The 15551-nt window shown below is 73.1% G+C and carries 17 protein-coding genes; 16 read left to right on the forward strand and 1 reads right to left on the reverse strand.

Annotated elements, in window-relative coordinates:
- Positions 1–385: 385 nt before the first annotated feature.
- The 13 genes from ACIPEP_RS13940 to ACIPEP_RS14000 all read left to right on the forward strand — a co-directional run bounded on the left by ACIPEP_RS13940 (position 386) and on the right by ACIPEP_RS14000 (position 11669).
- Positions 386–730, forward strand: coding sequence for a flagellar basal body protein (locus ACIPEP_RS13940; protein WP_070418831.1), 345 nt, complete (start codon positions 386–388; stop codon positions 728–730).
- The gene (locus ACIPEP_RS13945) at positions 727–1122 is read left to right on the forward strand and encodes a flagellar basal body rod protein FlgC (RefSeq protein WP_070418832.1); all 396 of its coding nucleotides are present in this window, start codon (positions 727–729) and stop codon (positions 1120–1122) included. The genes ACIPEP_RS13940 and ACIPEP_RS13945 overlap by 4 nt, the downstream gene beginning before the upstream one ends.
- Complete coding sequence (fliE, locus tag ACIPEP_RS13950; protein WP_083403303.1) at positions 1122–1475, forward strand: flagellar hook-basal body complex protein FliE; 354 nt, start codon at positions 1122–1124, stop codon at positions 1473–1475. The genes ACIPEP_RS13945 and fliE overlap by 1 nt, the downstream gene beginning before the upstream one ends.
- The gene (fliF, locus tag ACIPEP_RS13955; protein WP_336698779.1) at positions 1475–3145 is read left to right on the forward strand and encodes a flagellar basal-body MS-ring/collar protein FliF; all 1671 of its coding nucleotides are present in this window, start codon (positions 1475–1477) and stop codon (positions 3143–3145) included. The genes fliE and fliF overlap by 1 nt, the downstream gene beginning before the upstream one ends.
- A complete protein-coding gene (fliG, locus tag ACIPEP_RS13960; protein ID WP_083295340.1) occupies positions 3142–4191 on the forward strand; it encodes a flagellar motor switch protein FliG in 1050 nt (349 codons plus the stop codon). The genes fliF and fliG overlap by 4 nt, the downstream gene beginning before the upstream one ends.
- The gene (locus ACIPEP_RS13965) at positions 4184–4819 is read left to right on the forward strand and encodes a hypothetical protein (RefSeq protein WP_402717581.1); all 636 of its coding nucleotides are present in this window, start codon (positions 4184–4186) and stop codon (positions 4817–4819) included. Before fliG ends, ACIPEP_RS13965 begins: the two co-directional genes overlap by 8 nt.
- Positions 4816–6168, forward strand: coding sequence for a FliI/YscN family ATPase (locus ACIPEP_RS13970; RefSeq protein WP_402717582.1), 1353 nt, complete (start codon positions 4816–4818; stop codon positions 6166–6168). The genes ACIPEP_RS13965 and ACIPEP_RS13970 overlap by 4 nt, the downstream gene beginning before the upstream one ends.
- The gene (locus ACIPEP_RS13975; RefSeq protein ID WP_071295367.1) at positions 6168–6599 is read left to right on the forward strand and encodes a hypothetical protein; all 432 of its coding nucleotides are present in this window, start codon (positions 6168–6170) and stop codon (positions 6597–6599) included. The genes ACIPEP_RS13970 and ACIPEP_RS13975 overlap by 1 nt, the downstream gene beginning before the upstream one ends.
- On the forward strand, positions 6596–7309 hold the full coding sequence (locus ACIPEP_RS13980) for a C40 family peptidase (protein ID WP_083403302.1): 714 nt from the start codon (positions 6596–6598) through the stop codon (positions 7307–7309). The genes ACIPEP_RS13975 and ACIPEP_RS13980 overlap by 4 nt, the downstream gene beginning before the upstream one ends.
- The gene (locus ACIPEP_RS13985; RefSeq protein ID WP_402717583.1) at positions 7306–8934 is read left to right on the forward strand and encodes a flagellar hook-length control protein FliK; all 1629 of its coding nucleotides are present in this window, start codon (positions 7306–7308) and stop codon (positions 8932–8934) included. Before ACIPEP_RS13980 ends, ACIPEP_RS13985 begins: the two co-directional genes overlap by 4 nt.
- Before the next feature lie 40 nt (positions 8935–8974).
- A complete protein-coding gene (locus tag ACIPEP_RS13990; protein WP_070418839.1) occupies positions 8975–9409 on the forward strand; it encodes a flagellar hook assembly protein FlgD in 435 nt (144 codons plus the stop codon).
- Positions 9410–9455: 46 nt separating this feature from the next.
- Complete coding sequence (locus ACIPEP_RS13995; protein WP_070418840.1) at positions 9456–10631, forward strand: flagellar hook protein FlgE; 1176 nt, start codon at positions 9456–9458, stop codon at positions 10629–10631.
- A gap of 237 nt (positions 10632–10868) precedes the next feature.
- Positions 10869–11669, forward strand: coding sequence for an ANTAR domain-containing protein (locus tag ACIPEP_RS14000; protein WP_402717584.1), 801 nt, complete (start codon positions 10869–10871; stop codon positions 11667–11669).
- 18 nt (positions 11670–11687) lie between these two features.
- Here ACIPEP_RS14000 and ACIPEP_RS14005 read toward each other — a convergent pair whose 3' ends face one another.
- Positions 11688–13742, reverse strand: a complete 2055-nt coding sequence (locus ACIPEP_RS14005; RefSeq protein WP_402717585.1) for a GMC oxidoreductase — start codon at positions 13740–13742, stop codon at positions 11688–11690.
- A 114-nt stretch (positions 13743–13856) separates the two neighbouring features.
- Here ACIPEP_RS14005 and ACIPEP_RS14010 point away from each other — a divergent pair, with 114 nt between their 5' ends.
- The 3 genes from ACIPEP_RS14010 to ACIPEP_RS14020 are packed head-to-tail and all read left to right on the forward strand — an operon-like array spanning position 13857 to position 15545.
- Positions 13857–14264: a cupin domain-containing protein gene (locus ACIPEP_RS14010; protein ID WP_402717586.1), complete on the forward strand. Its 408-nt coding sequence runs from the start codon at positions 13857–13859 to the stop codon at positions 14262–14264.
- A gap of 4 nt (positions 14265–14268) precedes the next feature.
- Positions 14269–14643, forward strand: a complete 375-nt coding sequence (locus ACIPEP_RS14015; RefSeq protein ID WP_402717587.1) for a DUF2255 family protein — start codon at positions 14269–14271, stop codon at positions 14641–14643.
- A complete protein-coding gene (locus ACIPEP_RS14020) occupies positions 14640–15545 on the forward strand; it encodes a helix-turn-helix transcriptional regulator (protein ID WP_402717588.1) in 906 nt (301 codons plus the stop codon). Before ACIPEP_RS14015 ends, ACIPEP_RS14020 begins: the two co-directional genes overlap by 4 nt.
- The last annotated feature ends 6 nt before the right edge of the window (positions 15546–15551 follow it).

Consider the following 15551-nt stretch of genomic DNA (forward strand, 5'->3'; position numbering starts at 1 on the left):
GGCGGCGGCCGCGCGGATGCGTGTGCATCGTGCGACGAAGCACGCGTCGATCGACTGGCGGAACGTCGGAGCATGCACACGCACCGGATGCGTGTGCATCGTGCGACGAAGCACGCGTCGATCGACCGGCGGAACGTCGGAGCATGCACACGCACCGGATGCGTGTGCATCGTGCGACGAAGCACGCGTCGATCGACCGGCGGAATGTCGAAGTGTGCACACGTGAGCCGCCCCCGCCCCCCGTTCGGGGCGACCCCTAACGCGCCCCACGGCCCGGCCGACAGCGCCCCCTGAGCACGGATCGCTCACCAGTTCGGCCACGGATCGGCCACCGCCATCAGGCGACGTCAACAGGGGACGTCGTCAGCGAGGGGACGGTCCACCAGTGTTCGATTCCGTGACGAGCGTCGCACTGCAGAGTGCGCTCGACGGCCTGTCGATGCGACAGAAGGTCATCGCGAACAACATCGCGAACATCAACACGCCGAACTACCACGCCGAGAAGGTCCAGTTCGAGGACGCCCTGGCGAAGTCGATCGTCGACGGGGACGGCGGCACGACCCCGACCGTCGCGCGGAGCCTCGAGCCGACGAACACGAACGGCAACAACGTCAACCTCGACGAGGAGACGCTCTCGAACATCGACACCGTGCTCCGGTACCAGTTCGCCACGCAGGCGATGAACTCCGAGCTCACCAGTGTCCGCGCGGCGATGCGGACCACCTCGTGACCACGTTCGACGCGATCGGCATCGCGAGCACCGGCATGACGGTGCACCGCAAGTGGCTCGACGCCGTGTCGGACAACATCGCGAACGTCAACACGGTGAAGTCGATGGACGACTCCGCCTTCCAGGCCCGCTACGTCGAGGTCCAGGAGGGCAACGGCGTCTCCGGCGCCTACGTCAAGGGCGCCGCGTTCGGCAGCGCCGCCGGCCGGGTCACGTACGACCCGGACAACCCGCTCGCGAACGCGGAGGGCTACGTCCGCATGCCGGACATCGACCTCGGCACGCAGATGGCGGACCTCATCATGGCCCAGCGGGGCTACCAGGCGAACGCCGCCGTGGTCGACCGCGCGAAGACCGCCTACGAGGCGGCCCTGCAGATCGGGAAGAACTGATGCCCATCGACGCCGTGAACGGTGTGACCACCAACGCGATGACGAACGCGATGACGAGCCTGAGCGGCACGTCCAGCGACGTCGGCACGAGCGCGACGAGCGGAGTCGCGGCCGCCGGCGCGACGTCCGACGGCAGCGGGTTCGCCGCATCGCTCGGGAACGCGGTCGACGGGCTCCAGCAGCTGCAGAGCGACTCGAAGACCCTCGCGCTCAAGGCCGTCACCGGCAACCTCGACGACATCCACGACGCGACCATCGCCGCCACCCGCGCCCAGGTCACGCTCGAGCTCGTCTCCGCCGTCCGCAACAAGGGCGTCGACGCCTTCAACGAGATCATGAGGATGCAGGCCTGATGCCCGTCGCCGTCAAGGACCTCTTCGGTCGTCTCGCCGCCTACGTCAAGGGCTTCAGCGCTGCCCAGCGGACCATCGCGATCCTCGTCATCGCCGCGCTCGTGCTTGGCGGCATCGCGCTCGCGAGCTGGCTCGGCAAGGCGTCCTACGCCCCGCTGTTCACCGGACTGGCGGCGGCCGACGCGGCGAGCGTCACCGACCAGCTCACCACCGACGGTGTGCCGTACCAGCTCACCGACGGCGGTGCCACGATCCTCGTCCCGCAGGGGTCGGTGTACTCGGAGCGGCTCAAGGCCGCGTCGAACGGGCTCCCTGCATCGAACGAGGGCGGCTACTCGCTGCTCGACAAGATGGGCGTGACGAGCTCCGAGTTCCAGCAGGACGTCACGTACAAGCGCGCGATGGAGGGCGAGCTCGCGAAGACCATCGGCGCGATGGACGGCGTCCAGACCGCCACCGTGCAGCTCGCGATCCCCGAGAAGACCGTGTTCGTCTCCGAGGAGAAGGACCCGACCGCGTCGGTGTTCATCGCCACGAAGAACGGCAGCGAGCTGAGCACCGACCAGGTCCAGGCGATCGTGCACCTGACGAGCGCCGCCGTCGAGGGCATGCAGCCGACCGACGTCTCCGTCGTCGACGCGAAGGGCCAGACGCTCTCCGCCGTCGGCACCGGCGCGACCGGCAGCGGGGCGGACCAGGCGGCCGACTACGACGCCTCGACGAGCAAGAAGATCCAGGACCTGCTCGACACGACCCTCGGCACCGGGAACGCCAGCGTCGTGGTGTCCGCCACGATGAACCAGAACTCGGGCACCCGCACGTCGGAGTCCTACACGACGCCGACGACCGGCCCGGTCGCGCTCAACGAGTCGTCCACCACCGAGCAGTACGGCGCGGGGTCCGGTGCCGGCGGTGCCGGGGCGACCGGCGTCCTCGGCCCGGACAACATCGCCGTGCCGAACGGCACCGCGACGAGCGGCGCCGACGACGGGTACAAGAACGAGTCCGCGACGAAGAACAACGCCGTCGACCACACCACCGAGACCACGCAGCTGCCGGCCGGTGGGCTCTCCCGTCAGACGATCTCGGTCGCGCTGAACTCCAAGGCGGCCGCGGTGCAGAACGCGAACCTGCAGAGCATCAACGACCTCGTGGCCGCGGCCGCCGGTGTCGACCAGACCCGCGGCGACCAGGTCCGCGTGGCGATGATGGACTTCGACACCAGCGCCGCCGACAAGGCGACGAAGGCGCTCGAGGCCCAGCAGAAGGCGGACCAGCAGGAGGCGCTGTGGTCGTCGATCCGCACCGCCGGGATCGTCGTCGGCGCGCTGCTCGCCCTCATCGCGATCATCGTCTTCCTCGCCCGCCGCAGCCGGAAGCAGGAGCGCGAGGCGGTCGACCTCGGGGAGCTCGACGCGTTCTCCGGCGAGACCTTCCAGCTCCCGCTCGCCGTCGACGGCGCCGCGGACCGGAGCACCCTGCAGGCCGGTGACGCCCCGACCGTCGCGCTGCCCACCGTCCCGCACGACGACGCCCCCACCGAGGTCCTCACCACCGAGGAGATCACCGCGGAGCGTCGTCGCCAGGACATCTCCGCCCTCGCCGAGCGGGACCCGAAGCGCACGGCCGAGCTCCTCCGCGGACTCCTCGACGACCGGGCACCGGTGTGAGCGCCCTGGTGCCGAGCGCCGGCGGGACCGGCGCTGGAGACCGTGCGCTGACCGGTGCGCAGAAGGTCGCGCTCATCCTCATGCAGATGGAGACCGAGCGCGCCGCCGAGGTGATGAAGCAGTTCACCGAGATCGAGGCCGAGGAGATCTCCGCCGAGATCGTCCGGATGCGCCGCGTCGAGGACACCGTCGTCGACAAGACCCTGACCGAGTTCCACCGGATGACGCTGAGCGGCCGCACGCAGAAGCGCGGCGGCAAGGAGACCGCGCTCGGCCTGCTCGAGGCGTCCTTCGGTGCCGAACGCGCCGCCGGCGTCATGGACCGGCTCGCCTCGAACCTCGCCGGGCAGTCGTTCGACTTCCTCGACGACGCCGAGCCCGGCCAGGTCGTCACGCTCCTCGAGGGCGAACTCCCGCAGACCATCGCCCTCGTGCTCGCACACCTGAAGCCGGCGCAGGCCAGCGCCGTGCTGGCCGGGGTGGACGAGCGCGCCCGCACCGACGTCGCCCAGGCGTTCGCGACCATGGGGAGCGCGACCCCGGAAGCCGTCGGGATCGTCGCCGGCGTCCTCCGCCAGCGCGCCGGTGCCGTCGTGTCGCCGCGCGAGAGCGTCGAGGTCGTCGGCGGCATCGCCCCGCTCGTCGACATCATCAACCGCTCGGACGTCGCCACCGAGAAGGCCGTGCTCGACGGGCTCGAGGCGCGCGACCCCGAACTCGCCGAGGACATCCGCTCCCGGATGCTCACGTTCGAGGACATCGTCAAGCTCGAGTCCCGCGACATCCAGCAGGTCCTGCGCGGGATCGACTCGAAGCTCCTCGCGACCGCCATGAAGGGTGCCGCCGCGCCGGTCGTCGAGACGATCCGGGCGAACGTCTCCGAGCGCAACCGCGAGCTCCTCGACGACGAGCTGCAGGCCATGGGCCCGGTCCGGGTCTCGCAGGTCGAGGAGGCCCGCGCCGAGGTCGTCCGCTCCGTCCGCGAACTCGAGGCGCAGGGCGTCATCACGGTCCACCGCGCCGAGGAGGACGAGCTCGTTGACTGAGTCCGTGGTCCAGCGCGTCGCGTTCCCCGTCATCGGGGACGCGTCCGGGAACGCGCGCGCCGCCAGCGCCGACGTGCGCGGGCACGCCGCCGGGTACGCCGCGGGGCTCCGGCAGGCGCAGGCCGAGACCGACGCGCTGCGCGCCCGGCTCGAGTCCGAGCACGCGGCCCGCACCGCCTCGATGCAGGCCGACACCGCGCGCCGCATCGCGGTCCTCGACGCCGCGACGAACGCGATGCTGTCGCACGTCGCACCGGTCCTCGACCAGGCCGAGCAGTCGGTCGCGGTCGCGGCCGTCGACCTGGCGGAAGCCGTCGTCGGGTACGCGATCCGCGCCTCCCGAACCGCGGACACCGCCGATGACGGACGGGAGGCGCGGGTCGTCCCCGGTGCGCAGGCGACCGTCGAGCGGGCGCTCGCGTCCATCGACCGCACCGTCGCCGTGGCCGTCCGGCTGAGCGTCGCGGACGCCGCGCGCGTCGCTGACCTCGACCTGCCGGTCCCGGTCGTCGCCGACCCGTCGCTGCGCGACGGGGACGCCGTCGTCGACCTGCCCGACGGGCTGCTCGACGCGCGGATCGCCACCGCCCTGGACCGTGCCCGCACGGCGCTGGGGGTGACCCCGTGACCACGACGCTCCTCCGCCCCCGTGGGCTCGACGAAGCGCTCCGACAGGCCGCTCCGCAGCGGGTCGGTGTCGTGACGAGCGCGGTCGGACTCGGCCTCACGATCGCCGGACTCGACGCGCACGTCGGCGAGGTCGTCGCCGTCGGTGCCGAGCGTGCGCCGCAGACCCTCGTCGAGGTCGTCGCGACCGACGTCACCGGCGTCCGCTGCATGCCGCTCGGGCGCCTGACCGGTGTCACCGCCGGCACGCCCGCACGGCCCACCGGGCGACCGGTGCTCGTGCCCACCGGCGCGGGACTGTTCGGACGCGTGCTCGACGGACTCGGACGCCCGATCGACGACCGCGGTCCGCTCGTCGGCGCCGGTGGCGAGCCGGTCGCGTGGGTGCCGCTCGACCACGAGACGCCGAACGCCATGGCCCGGACGCGCATCGACACCCCGATGCAGCTCGGCGTCCGCGTGCTCGACACCCTCACCACGGTCGGACGCGGGCAGCGCATGGGCCTGTTCGCGGGCTCCGGCGTCGGCAAGTCCTCGCTGCTGTCGATGATCGCCCGGGGGAGCGACGCCGCCGTCAACGTCATCGCCCTCGTCGGTGAGCGCGGCCGCGAGGTGCGCGAGTTCCTCGAGGACGACCTCGGTCCGGAGGGCCTCGCCCGCTCGATCGTCGTCGTGTCGACCTCGGACGAGCCGGCGCTCATGCGCCTGCGTGCCGCGTTCGTCGCCACCCGCATCGCCGAGTCCTTCCGCGACGCCGGCCAGGACGTCGTGCTGATGATGGACTCGCTCACCCGCGTCGCGATGGCGCAGCGCGAGATCGGGCTGTCCGTGGGGGAGCCGCCGGCCACCCGGGGCTACCCGCCGTCGACGTTCTCCGTCCTCGCCGGACTGCTCGAACGCGCCGGGACCGACCGGGTCGGCAGCGTCACGGGGCTGTACACGGTCCTCGTCGACGGCGACGACCACAACGAACCGATCGCCGACGCCGCCCGGAGCATCCTCGACGGACACGTCGTGCTCGACCGGAAGCTGGCGATCACCGGGCACTTCCCGTCGGTCGACGCGCTCGGCTCGGTGTCGCGCGTGGCCTCGAAGGTCACCACGCCCGGGCAGCGCGGTGCGGCGACGGCCCTGCGGAAGGTCATGGCCGCGGGCAAGGCGGCGCAGGACCTGCTCGACGTCGGGGCGTACCAGCGCGGGACGAACCCCTTGGTGGACGCCGCCGTCGACCACCAGGACGCGATCGACGGCTTCCTGCGGCAGGGCATGGACGAGCGTGCGACCGCGGCTGCGTCGTGGCGCTCCCTCGACGCACTCGTCAGCACGCTCGGCACCGGGGGTGGTGCCTGATGGCCCGCCGGTTCCCGCTCGCCGGGCTCCTCCGGCTCCGGCACGCCGAACAGGACCGTGCCGCAGCCGCCCTCGCGACCGCCAACGAGCGTGTGCGCGACGCCGCCGACGCCCGGATCGCGGCGCGTCGGAACCTCGCCGACACCGAGGGGTCGCAGCCGATCCAGGACGCCGCGACCCTCAGCGCGGTCGCCGCGGCGCGTGCCGCCACCCGCGGGATGCTCGAGGAGCTCGACGCCGTCGCCCGGACCCGCCGCGCCGACGCCGACCGGGCACAGGACGACTACAACGCCGCCCGCCGGTCCGCCCTCGGGCTCGAGAAGCTCGAGGTCCAGCACGACGAGCAGCAGGCCGCCGAGGACCTCCGCACCGAACAGAACGCCCTCGACGAGATCGCGGCACGCAGCCGCGCGGAAGGTGGTGCCCGATGAGCGTGGACGCCGTGCTCTCCCGGATCTCCGAGATCCGGACCCAGATCGATGCCCTGCGCAGCGGGACCACCGCGACGGCGGCCACCTCGGCCGCGTCGGGTGCCGCCACGTCGACCGCGTTCGCCGACGCCCTGGCGACCGCGACCGGGAGCGGGACCGGCGCGACCGGTACCGGCACGACCTCGGCCGTGACGCCCGCGGCCGCCGCCACGTCCGTCGACGCCGGGGCCGGGACCCTCGCGACGGGCAGCGGCGCCACGGGTGCCGACGTCGTCGCGGACGCGAAGAAGTACCTCGGCGTGCCGTACGTCTTCGGCGGCACCACCACGAGCGGCATGGACTGCTCGGGGCTGGTGCAGACGGTCTTCAAGGACCTCGGGGTGACCATGCCCCGGGTCGTGCCGGACCAGGCGAAGATGGGCGTCGAGGTGGGGTCCCTCAAGGACGCGCAGCCCGGCGACCTCATCATCCCGAAGGGCGAGGGACACGTCGTCATCTACGTCGGCGACGGCAAGGTCCTGCACGCGCCGCGCCCGGGCAAGGACGTCCGGATCGTCGACAACTGGTACAAGGACTCGGACATCGCCACGATCCGACGCATCGTGCCCGCGCAGGCGTCCGCCACGACGGCGACGACCGCGGCCTCGGGTGCGACGGACCTGCAGACGGCGGCGCTGCTGTCCCTCATGAACGCGGGGAGCGCAGCATGAGCCTGACCATCACCACGTCCGCCGCCACCCCGGCACCGGCGCGGGCCGCGTCCTCGTCGGGTGCGCCGGCGTCCGCGGACTCGTTCGGCGCCGCGATGGCCGCCGCGGGGAACGCGGGTTCGGCCGGGGCCACCGGATCCTCCGCGTCCGCTGCCTCGGCTGCCGACGCCCGGGACCGACGCACGCCGACGGGGCCGTCCGACGACCGCCGCACCCCGGCGCCCGGAGCGGACCGCGGTGCGCAGCCCACGTCCTCGGCAGCAGGACGGGACCGCCGCTCGGCGACGGAAGCGACGACGACGGACGGCACGACGGACGGTGGGACCCGTGCCGCCGACGACACCTCCGCCGATGACACCTCCGCCGACGGCACCTCCAGCGACGGCACCGCCGCCGGTCCCGCCGCCACGGGGACGGCGCCGACCGTCGACACGGCGTCGATCGTCGCTGCCCTGGTCCAGCCGGTCCCCGCCACGCCGACCGCCGCCGCCCAGCCGCTCGCGACTCCCGCAGCAGCCAGCTCGCCCGTGGCGTCGCTCGACGCACCCGTGCCGAGCAGCGGGGCGACCCCGACGCCCGACCCCGCAGACCCGACGATGCACGCCGACGCCGCGAGCAGCGCACACCCGACCGCGGCGACCGCTGCCGCGACCCCCGCGGTCGGGTCGCTCGGCCGCACCGCAGCGGAGACCGCCGCCGGAGCCCCGGCCGGGACGACAGCTGCCGCGGCGACGACCCCGGCCGCCCCGCTCGGTGCGCCCGGCCCGGCCCTCCCGGCGGGACACTCGCTCCAGGCCGACCGGACGGCAGCGACGCAGCCGTCCGCCGTCCCGGGGGCAGCGGCCGCACCGACGGCTCCGGCACCAGCGAGCACGCCGGTCGCCCAGAGCGCCCAGGGCAGCCAGAACGCTCAGGGCGCCCGGGCCGCCACGACCGGCACCGGCACCGGCGCCGACCCCGCCGACGCCGGACAGCCCGTCGTCGCCACGGCCACCGCCCCGGCGACTGCCACGGCGACGGGAGCGCCGGGCAGCAGTGCCCAGACCGGCCACGAGGCGGACAGCGGCGCGCCCGACCAGGGCGATCCGCGCCTCCAGGCCGTCACCACGCCCCGCGGTGGAGAGAGCGCCGTCGCGGTCCCGACCACCTCGCCGACCGCGCCCGCCGCGCCGGCCACACCGACGTCCGGCGCAGCCACCGCGAACGCCCCGGCCCCCCTCGCCCAGCAGCTGGCCCGCCCGGTGTTCACGCTCGCACAAGCAGGCCCGGGGGAGCACGTCGTCACCGTCCAGGTGACGCCGGACACGCTCGGCCCGGTCACCGTCCGCGTGCACGTCACCGCGCACGGGATGCACGTCGAGCTCTTCGCCGCCTCCGACGCGGGGCGCGACGCGGTCCGGCAGGTCATGCCGGACCTCCGCCGCGACGCCGCCGGCTCCGGACTGTCGACCACGCTCGACCTGTCCTCGCAGAACCACCCGGACACCCGCTCCGGGCACGACGAACGGCCCGCCCAGACGGGTCCACGCGTCGACACCGGCCAGGAGGCGCGGCGCACCCCGCGCGCACCCGGCACCGCCCACACGCCCACCGTCCGCACCGTCGGACTCGACGTCCTCGCCTGAGCGACGACCGCCAGCACAGGCAGAACCGAAGGGAACGACCATGCCGATCGACGGCATCACCGGCACCGTGGACCAGGCCGCCCAGGCCGCGGCCCTCGCCGCGAACCAGACCAGCTCGCGGTCGCAGACGATGGACTCCGAGGTGTTCATGAAGCTCCTCGTCACGCAGCTGCAGAACCAGGACCCGTCTTCGCCGATGGACACGAACCAGATGATCAGCCAGCAGACGCAGCTCGCGATGATGGAGCAGATCACCAACCAGACCACGACGGCGAACGAGAACTTCTCGCTGCAGATGCGGATCGCCGCCGCGAACCTCGTCGGGAAGCAGGTCAGCTACACCGACGCCACGTCCGGCACACCGATCACGGGGACGGCGACCGCGGTGTCGTACGCCCAGAGCGTGCCGACCGTGACGGTGAACGGGAAGGAGGTCAACCTCGACGTGATCTCCGGCATCAAGACGACCTCCTGACTCCCTCCTCTTCTTCTTCTTCGGTACCTCCACGAAAGGACGCACCATGCTCCGCTCGCTCTACTCCGGGATCTCCGGCCTCCGTTCGCACCAGCAGATGCTGGACGTCACGGGCAACAACATCGCCAACGTCAACACCGTCGGATTCAAGTCGTCGTCGACGGTCTTCCAGGACACCCTGTCGCAGATGACCCAGGGTGCCGGCGGACCGCAGACCGGCATCGGTGGCACGAACCCCGCCCAGATCGGCCTCGGCGTGCAGGTCGCCGGCGTCTCCACGAACTTCGCCCAGGGCTCCGCCCAGGCCACCGGCAAGGCCACCGACCTGATGATCTCGGGCGACGGCTTCTTCGTCACGCGCCTCGGCAACGACACCGTGTACAGCCGCGCCGGTGCGTTCGACTTCGACGCCGACGGCCGCCTCGTCAGCGCCGACGGGAAGATCGTGCAGGGCTACCCGGCCACGAACGGCGTCGTGAACGAGAACGGCGCCCTGTCGGACATCGTCCTGCCGCTCGACGCCGCCGCGCCCGCCGTCCGCACCTCCACCGCTGGTGTGACCGGCAACCTGCCGTCCGAGACCGCCGTGGGCGCGGTCATCACCCGCGACGCCACCGTCTACGACGCGTCCGGTGCGAAGCACACCATGTCGATCGCCTACGAGCGCACCGCCGCCGGCTGGGACGTCACCGCGACCGACGGCCAGGGCACCCAGGCGACGACGTCGCTCACGTTCGGGACCGACGGCAAGCTCACGGCCGGTGGCACGCTCGCCGTCGGGGGCATCGCCGTCGACATGCGGCAGCTCACGGGCTTCGCCTCGCTCAACACCGCGTCGATCTCGTCGCAGAACGGCCACGAGGCCGGGTCGCTCCAGGGCTACTCGATCTCGAAGGACGGCACGGTCGTCGGGACGTTCTCGAACGGTGCGTCGCTCGCCATCGGTCGGATCGCCCTCGCGACGTTCGCGAACCCGGCCGGCCTCGAGAAGACCGGTGCGTCGGGCTACCGCGCCACGGCCAACTCCGGCAACGCCACGGTCGGCGCGCCGGGGTCGCCCGGTGTCGGGCAGCTTGCGTCGGGCACGCTCGAGATGTCGAACGTCGACCTGTCGCAGGAGTTCACGAACCTCATCGTGGCGCAGCGCGGGTTCCAGGCGAACGCGCGCATCATCACGACCTCGGACGAGGTACTGCAGGAGCTGACGAACCTGAAGCGGTAGCGCGGGGCCGCGGCCGCGCGCGGCGGCGCCCCGCGGTGCGGGGTGCTTGTGCACCACGGAAGGCACCGCGAACCACGGGGAACCGCGGTTCGCGGTGCCTTCCGTCGTGCGCCGGTCAGGCACGTCGGACGCCCGGGCCGCTCGCATCTGCGGGCCGTACGGTGGGAACACGCGGTCCCCGACCGCTGGAGCAGCGCACGACCGGCCACTTCTGATCACCGAATCTGGAGTGACCCCTTGGGTGACGACCGCGAACGACGACTGCTCGACACGATCATCGAACTGGTCGGCGGTGCCACCGGTCCACGGGACCTCGCGGGCCGCCTGCAGCTCCTCGTGGACGAGTCGGCGGCGTTGTTCGACGTGCAGGCCGCCGGGCTGATGCTGTTCGGGTCGGACGACCGGTTGCACATCGCCGCCTCGGTGGGGCACCACAGCGGACTGCTCGAACTCCTGCAGCTCGAGGTCGGCGACGGGCCCTGCCTCAAGGCCGCCCGGACGGGGACCGTGGTCTCGATCCCCGACGTCGTGGCCGCCGAGTCTCGATGGCCGCACTTCTCCCGGGCCGCTGCGGACGCCGGGTACCGCGCCGTCCACTCGATCCCGCTGCGGCTCCGGGCGACGGTCATCGGGTCGCTCAACCTGTTCGGCGAGTCCACGGGCGCGTTCAACGAGGACGACGTCGTCGCCGCGCGTGCGCTGGCGGACATCGCCGCGATCTCGGTCGTGCAGCAGCGGACCATCGACGACGCCGTGACGACACAGGCGCAGCTGCAGGCGGCACTCGAGAGCCGGACGGTCATCGAACAGGCGAAGGGGTGGCTCGCCAACCGGAACGGCGTGGACCCCGCGACCGCGTTCTCGCTGCTGCGCGACCACGCGCGGCGGAACCGGCTCCCGGTCACCGAGGTCGCGCTGGCCGTCCTCGCCGGTCGGACCGTCCTCGGTCAGCCGACGGAGCCGACGGAGCCGACCGACCCGACGGACCCGACGGACCCGCCGGACCCGACGGGCCCCCGCACCCGTCGCCGCGGGTAGCGTCCGCGGCGCCCGACGTCACCGGACCATGTCGTCGATCGTCCGCATCGCCGTCGCGAAGATCGTCAGCACCGGGTTCACCCCGCCGTTCGTGACGTGCACCGACCCGTCGGCGACGCGCAGGTTGTCGTGTCCCCACACCCGACCGAACGGATCGACGACCGACGTGCGCGGGTCGTCGCCCATGCGGAGGGTCCCGGCCTGGTGCTGGCCACCACTCGTCCCGGTCAGCTCCCCGTGCATCTCGGCGACCCGCGTCGCACCCGCGGCCCGGAGCCAGTCCCCGCTCCGCGCACTGGTGTGGTCCCGGGCACGGGTGTCCTCCGGGTGCGGGCCACCGCTGAACCGTGCGACCGGGACGCCCCACCGGTCGGTGACGGCGGGGTCGACGCGGACGCGGGAGTCGGCGGACGTGACCTCCTGGATCGGCCCCATCAGCCGCATGCTCCGGCGGGCGAGGTCGCGCATCCCGTGCTTGCTGTCGATGCCCGCACGGGGGAGGAGCCCGAACCCGGTGAGGTACGCGTAGGTGTTCGACGGCGTCGCGACGAACTCGTCCGCGATGATCCCGCCGCCGATCTGCCCGGGGACGCCGTGCCGGAAGTCGGTCGTGGCGATGGACGGCCCGGGCCCGAGGCCGCCCTCGACGACGTCGTCGAAGATGCCCATCGCGCCGCCGTACCGGTGCCCCTGCAGGTGCCGTCCGACCTGGTCCCGGCCGTTGCCGAGCCCGTTCGGCTCCTGCTCGCTGCGGCTGTTGAGGAGGAGCCGAGCGGACTCCACCGCCCCCGCCGCGACGACGACCTCCGCCGCGTCGACGTCCGAACGCCAGTCGATGCCGTCGACCGTCCCGACGAGCGTCACCCCGACGACGCGGCCGGACCGGTCCGTCCGGATCCGCGCGGCCCGGGTCTCGAGGAGGACGGACGCGTTGCCGGTGGCGACGGCCCGGGGGAGCATCGTGTTCTGGCTGCCGTTCTTCGCGTCGACGGGGCAGGCGAACCCGACGCACATCCCGCACTGCTCGCACGCTCCCCGCCCGAGGAAGGGGACCGAGTTGACGAGCAGCGGAACGTGCACCGTCGACCAGCCGAGCTCGGTCGCGGCCCGCGCCAACCGCTCCCGCGCTGGCCCCGCCGCCACAGCCGGCATCGGCAGCGCCCGGGTGCGGGGACCGGCCCACGGACCGTCGCCGTCGCCGCTCACGCCGAGCTCCCACTCCGCCCGCTCGTACCAGGGCTCGAGGTCCGCGTAGCCGATCGGCCAGTCCGCCAGGGCACTGCCGTCCGGCACACCGTGGTCGGTGGCCATCGTGAAGTCCCTCGGGGCGAACCGCCATGCCTGCGCGCCGTAGACCCTCGTGCCACCGCCAGCCGTGAAGGCGTTGTTGTGCCAGTCCCAGTCGGACGGCCGGGCGACCCGGTCTCCCTCCTGCGAGGCGATCACGCGCGGGTTGCCGAGGTCGACGGGACCGGACCGCGGTGCGAGCCCCCACGTCGACCGGGGATTGCGGATGTGGTCCTGCGCGAGGTCGGCGGTGCCCGGCCAGGACCCGGCCTCGACCACGAGGACCCGGCGCCCGGACTCGGCGAGCCCGCACGCCGCGACACCCCCACCGGCACCCGAACCGATGACGATCGCGTCGTACCGCTCGGCCAACTCGGACGGGCGCATCACCACCGGCTGCGCGGTGGCCACCGGCACCGGGACGCTCCACCCCGCCGGCGGCCCGGGCTGCCAGCCGACCATCTCCCACGAGCGTTCGCCGGCGTTGCCGCCGTTGCCCGCGTCGGCGTAGTAGCCGGCGGCGACGATCCCCGCGAACCACGCCCAGTCGGGGTCGTCGTCCTGGTCGTGGCCGTCCACGACCGCACGGATCCGGTCGAGCCAGTCCGGACGCTCGTCGAGGACCGACGCCAGGAACTCGAGCGCGCCGGCCTCGGACGCCGACGGGTACTCGTCGGCGGGCACGACCCGGTCGACGAGGGACTGCAGTCGGGCGCGGTTGCGGCGGAGGAACAGGTGCTGCGTCGAGTCGCCGCGATCGGTCGTCCGTGGTGCGTCACTGCCCATGCCCGCAACGCTAGACCGGCAGGGTCACCCTGTCAGGACATCCCTCCCGACCGCCATCGGTCGTAGCGTCGGACGCAGCGGGCACACGACCACCCGCCGAGAGAGGACGAACCCATGCCGCAGGAGATCCTGCCGAAGCAGCCCACCGCCAAGAACCCGCCGGAGCAGTTCGCCGGCGACGTGTGGGTCGACCCGATCGTCACCCCGCAGGACGGCGACCAGCGCGCGACGCTCGCGCTCGTGAAGTTCGCCCCCGGTGCCCGCACCGCCTGGCACTCCCACGCCCGCGGCCAGTTCCTCCGCGTCACCCAGGGCGTGGCGCGCTTCGGGACCCGCGACGGGAAGGTCGTGACCGCGCGTCCCGGTGACACCGTGTACGTCTCACCGGGCGAGGAGCACTTCCACGCCTCCGCCGAGGGCACGTTCATGGAACACCTCGCGATGCTCGAGAGCGCCGACGACCCGTCGACCACGACCACCTGGCTCGAGCACGTCTCCGACGACGACCTCGCGGGCCGGTGACCCGATGACGAACTGGGACGAGGACACCATCGCCGCGATCGCCGCGAGCGACGACCTCCACGTCAGCCCGTTCCGGGGGGACGGCACGACGTACGGCACGCCGACGTGGATCTGGTCCGTGGTCGTCGACGGCGAGCTGTACGCCCGCGCCTACAACGGTCGGCGCTCCCGGTGGTACCGCGCCGCCCTCGAGCAGGGTGCCGGCCGGATCCGCGCCGCCGGGACCGAGCACGAGGCCGCCTTCGAGGCCGTCGGCCCCGACCTGAACAGCCGCATCGACGCCGCCTATGAGGCGAAGTACGCCGGCAGCCCGTACCTGCCCCCGATGCTGCAGGACGGACCGACCTCGGCGACCGTCCGGATCAGTCCCCGTCCATGAGCACGAACCGCGACGACGTCAAGGACTTCCTCGTCAGCCGGCGCGCCCGCGTCCGCCCCGAGCAGGTCGGCCTGCCCGCAGGAGCGAACCGGCGGGTCGCGGGCCTCCGCCGTGGCGAGGTGGCGATGCTCGCCGACGTGAGCGTCGAGTACTACTCCCGACTCGAGCGCGGCAGTCTCTCCGGGGTGTCCGAGGGCGTCCTGCACGCGATCGCCGGTGCGCTGCTCCTCGACGACGCCGAACGCGACCACCTGTTCGACCTCGCCCGTGCCGCGAACGCCTCGCCGGTGCGGGCCGCCCGCCGCCGGTCCACGACCCCGAAGACGCTGCGGCCCGGCCTGCAGTACGCGCTCGACGCCTTCACCGGGGGACCGGCGTTCATCCGCAACGACCGTCTCGACGTGCTCGGCGCGAACGCGCTCGGACGGGCCCTCTACGCCGACCTCTTCCGGAAGGCCGAGCGCCCGAACCTCGCCCGCGCAGCGTTCCTCGACCGCGAGTGGTCGGACGCGTTCTACCCGGACTGGGACCTCGCCGCCGACCAGAGTGTGGCGATCCTCCGGGCAGCCGCGGGGCACGACCCGCACGACCGGGAGCTGCAGGACCTCGTCGGCGAGCTCTCCACGCGCAGCCCCGAGTTCCGCACGAGGTGGGGCGCGCACGACGTCCGCCGGCACGGCACCGGCGAGAAGCACTTCGTGCACCCGGTCGTCGGCGCGCTCGACCTGCTGTTCGAGGGCTCCCGCCTGATGAGCGACCCGGCGCTGAGCTTCCTGCTCTACACGGCCGAGGCGGGCTCGCCGACGGCGGACGCGCTCCGCCTGCTCGGATCCCTCGACGCCACCGAGCGCCGGGACGCGGCGAACGCCGCCGACCCCGCTGCGGCAGACGGACGCGCGTGACGACGG

Source organism: Curtobacterium sp. NPDC087082 (assembly GCF_044745045.1).
Taxonomy (GTDB): Bacteria; Actinomycetota; Actinomycetes; order Actinomycetales; family Microbacteriaceae; genus Curtobacterium.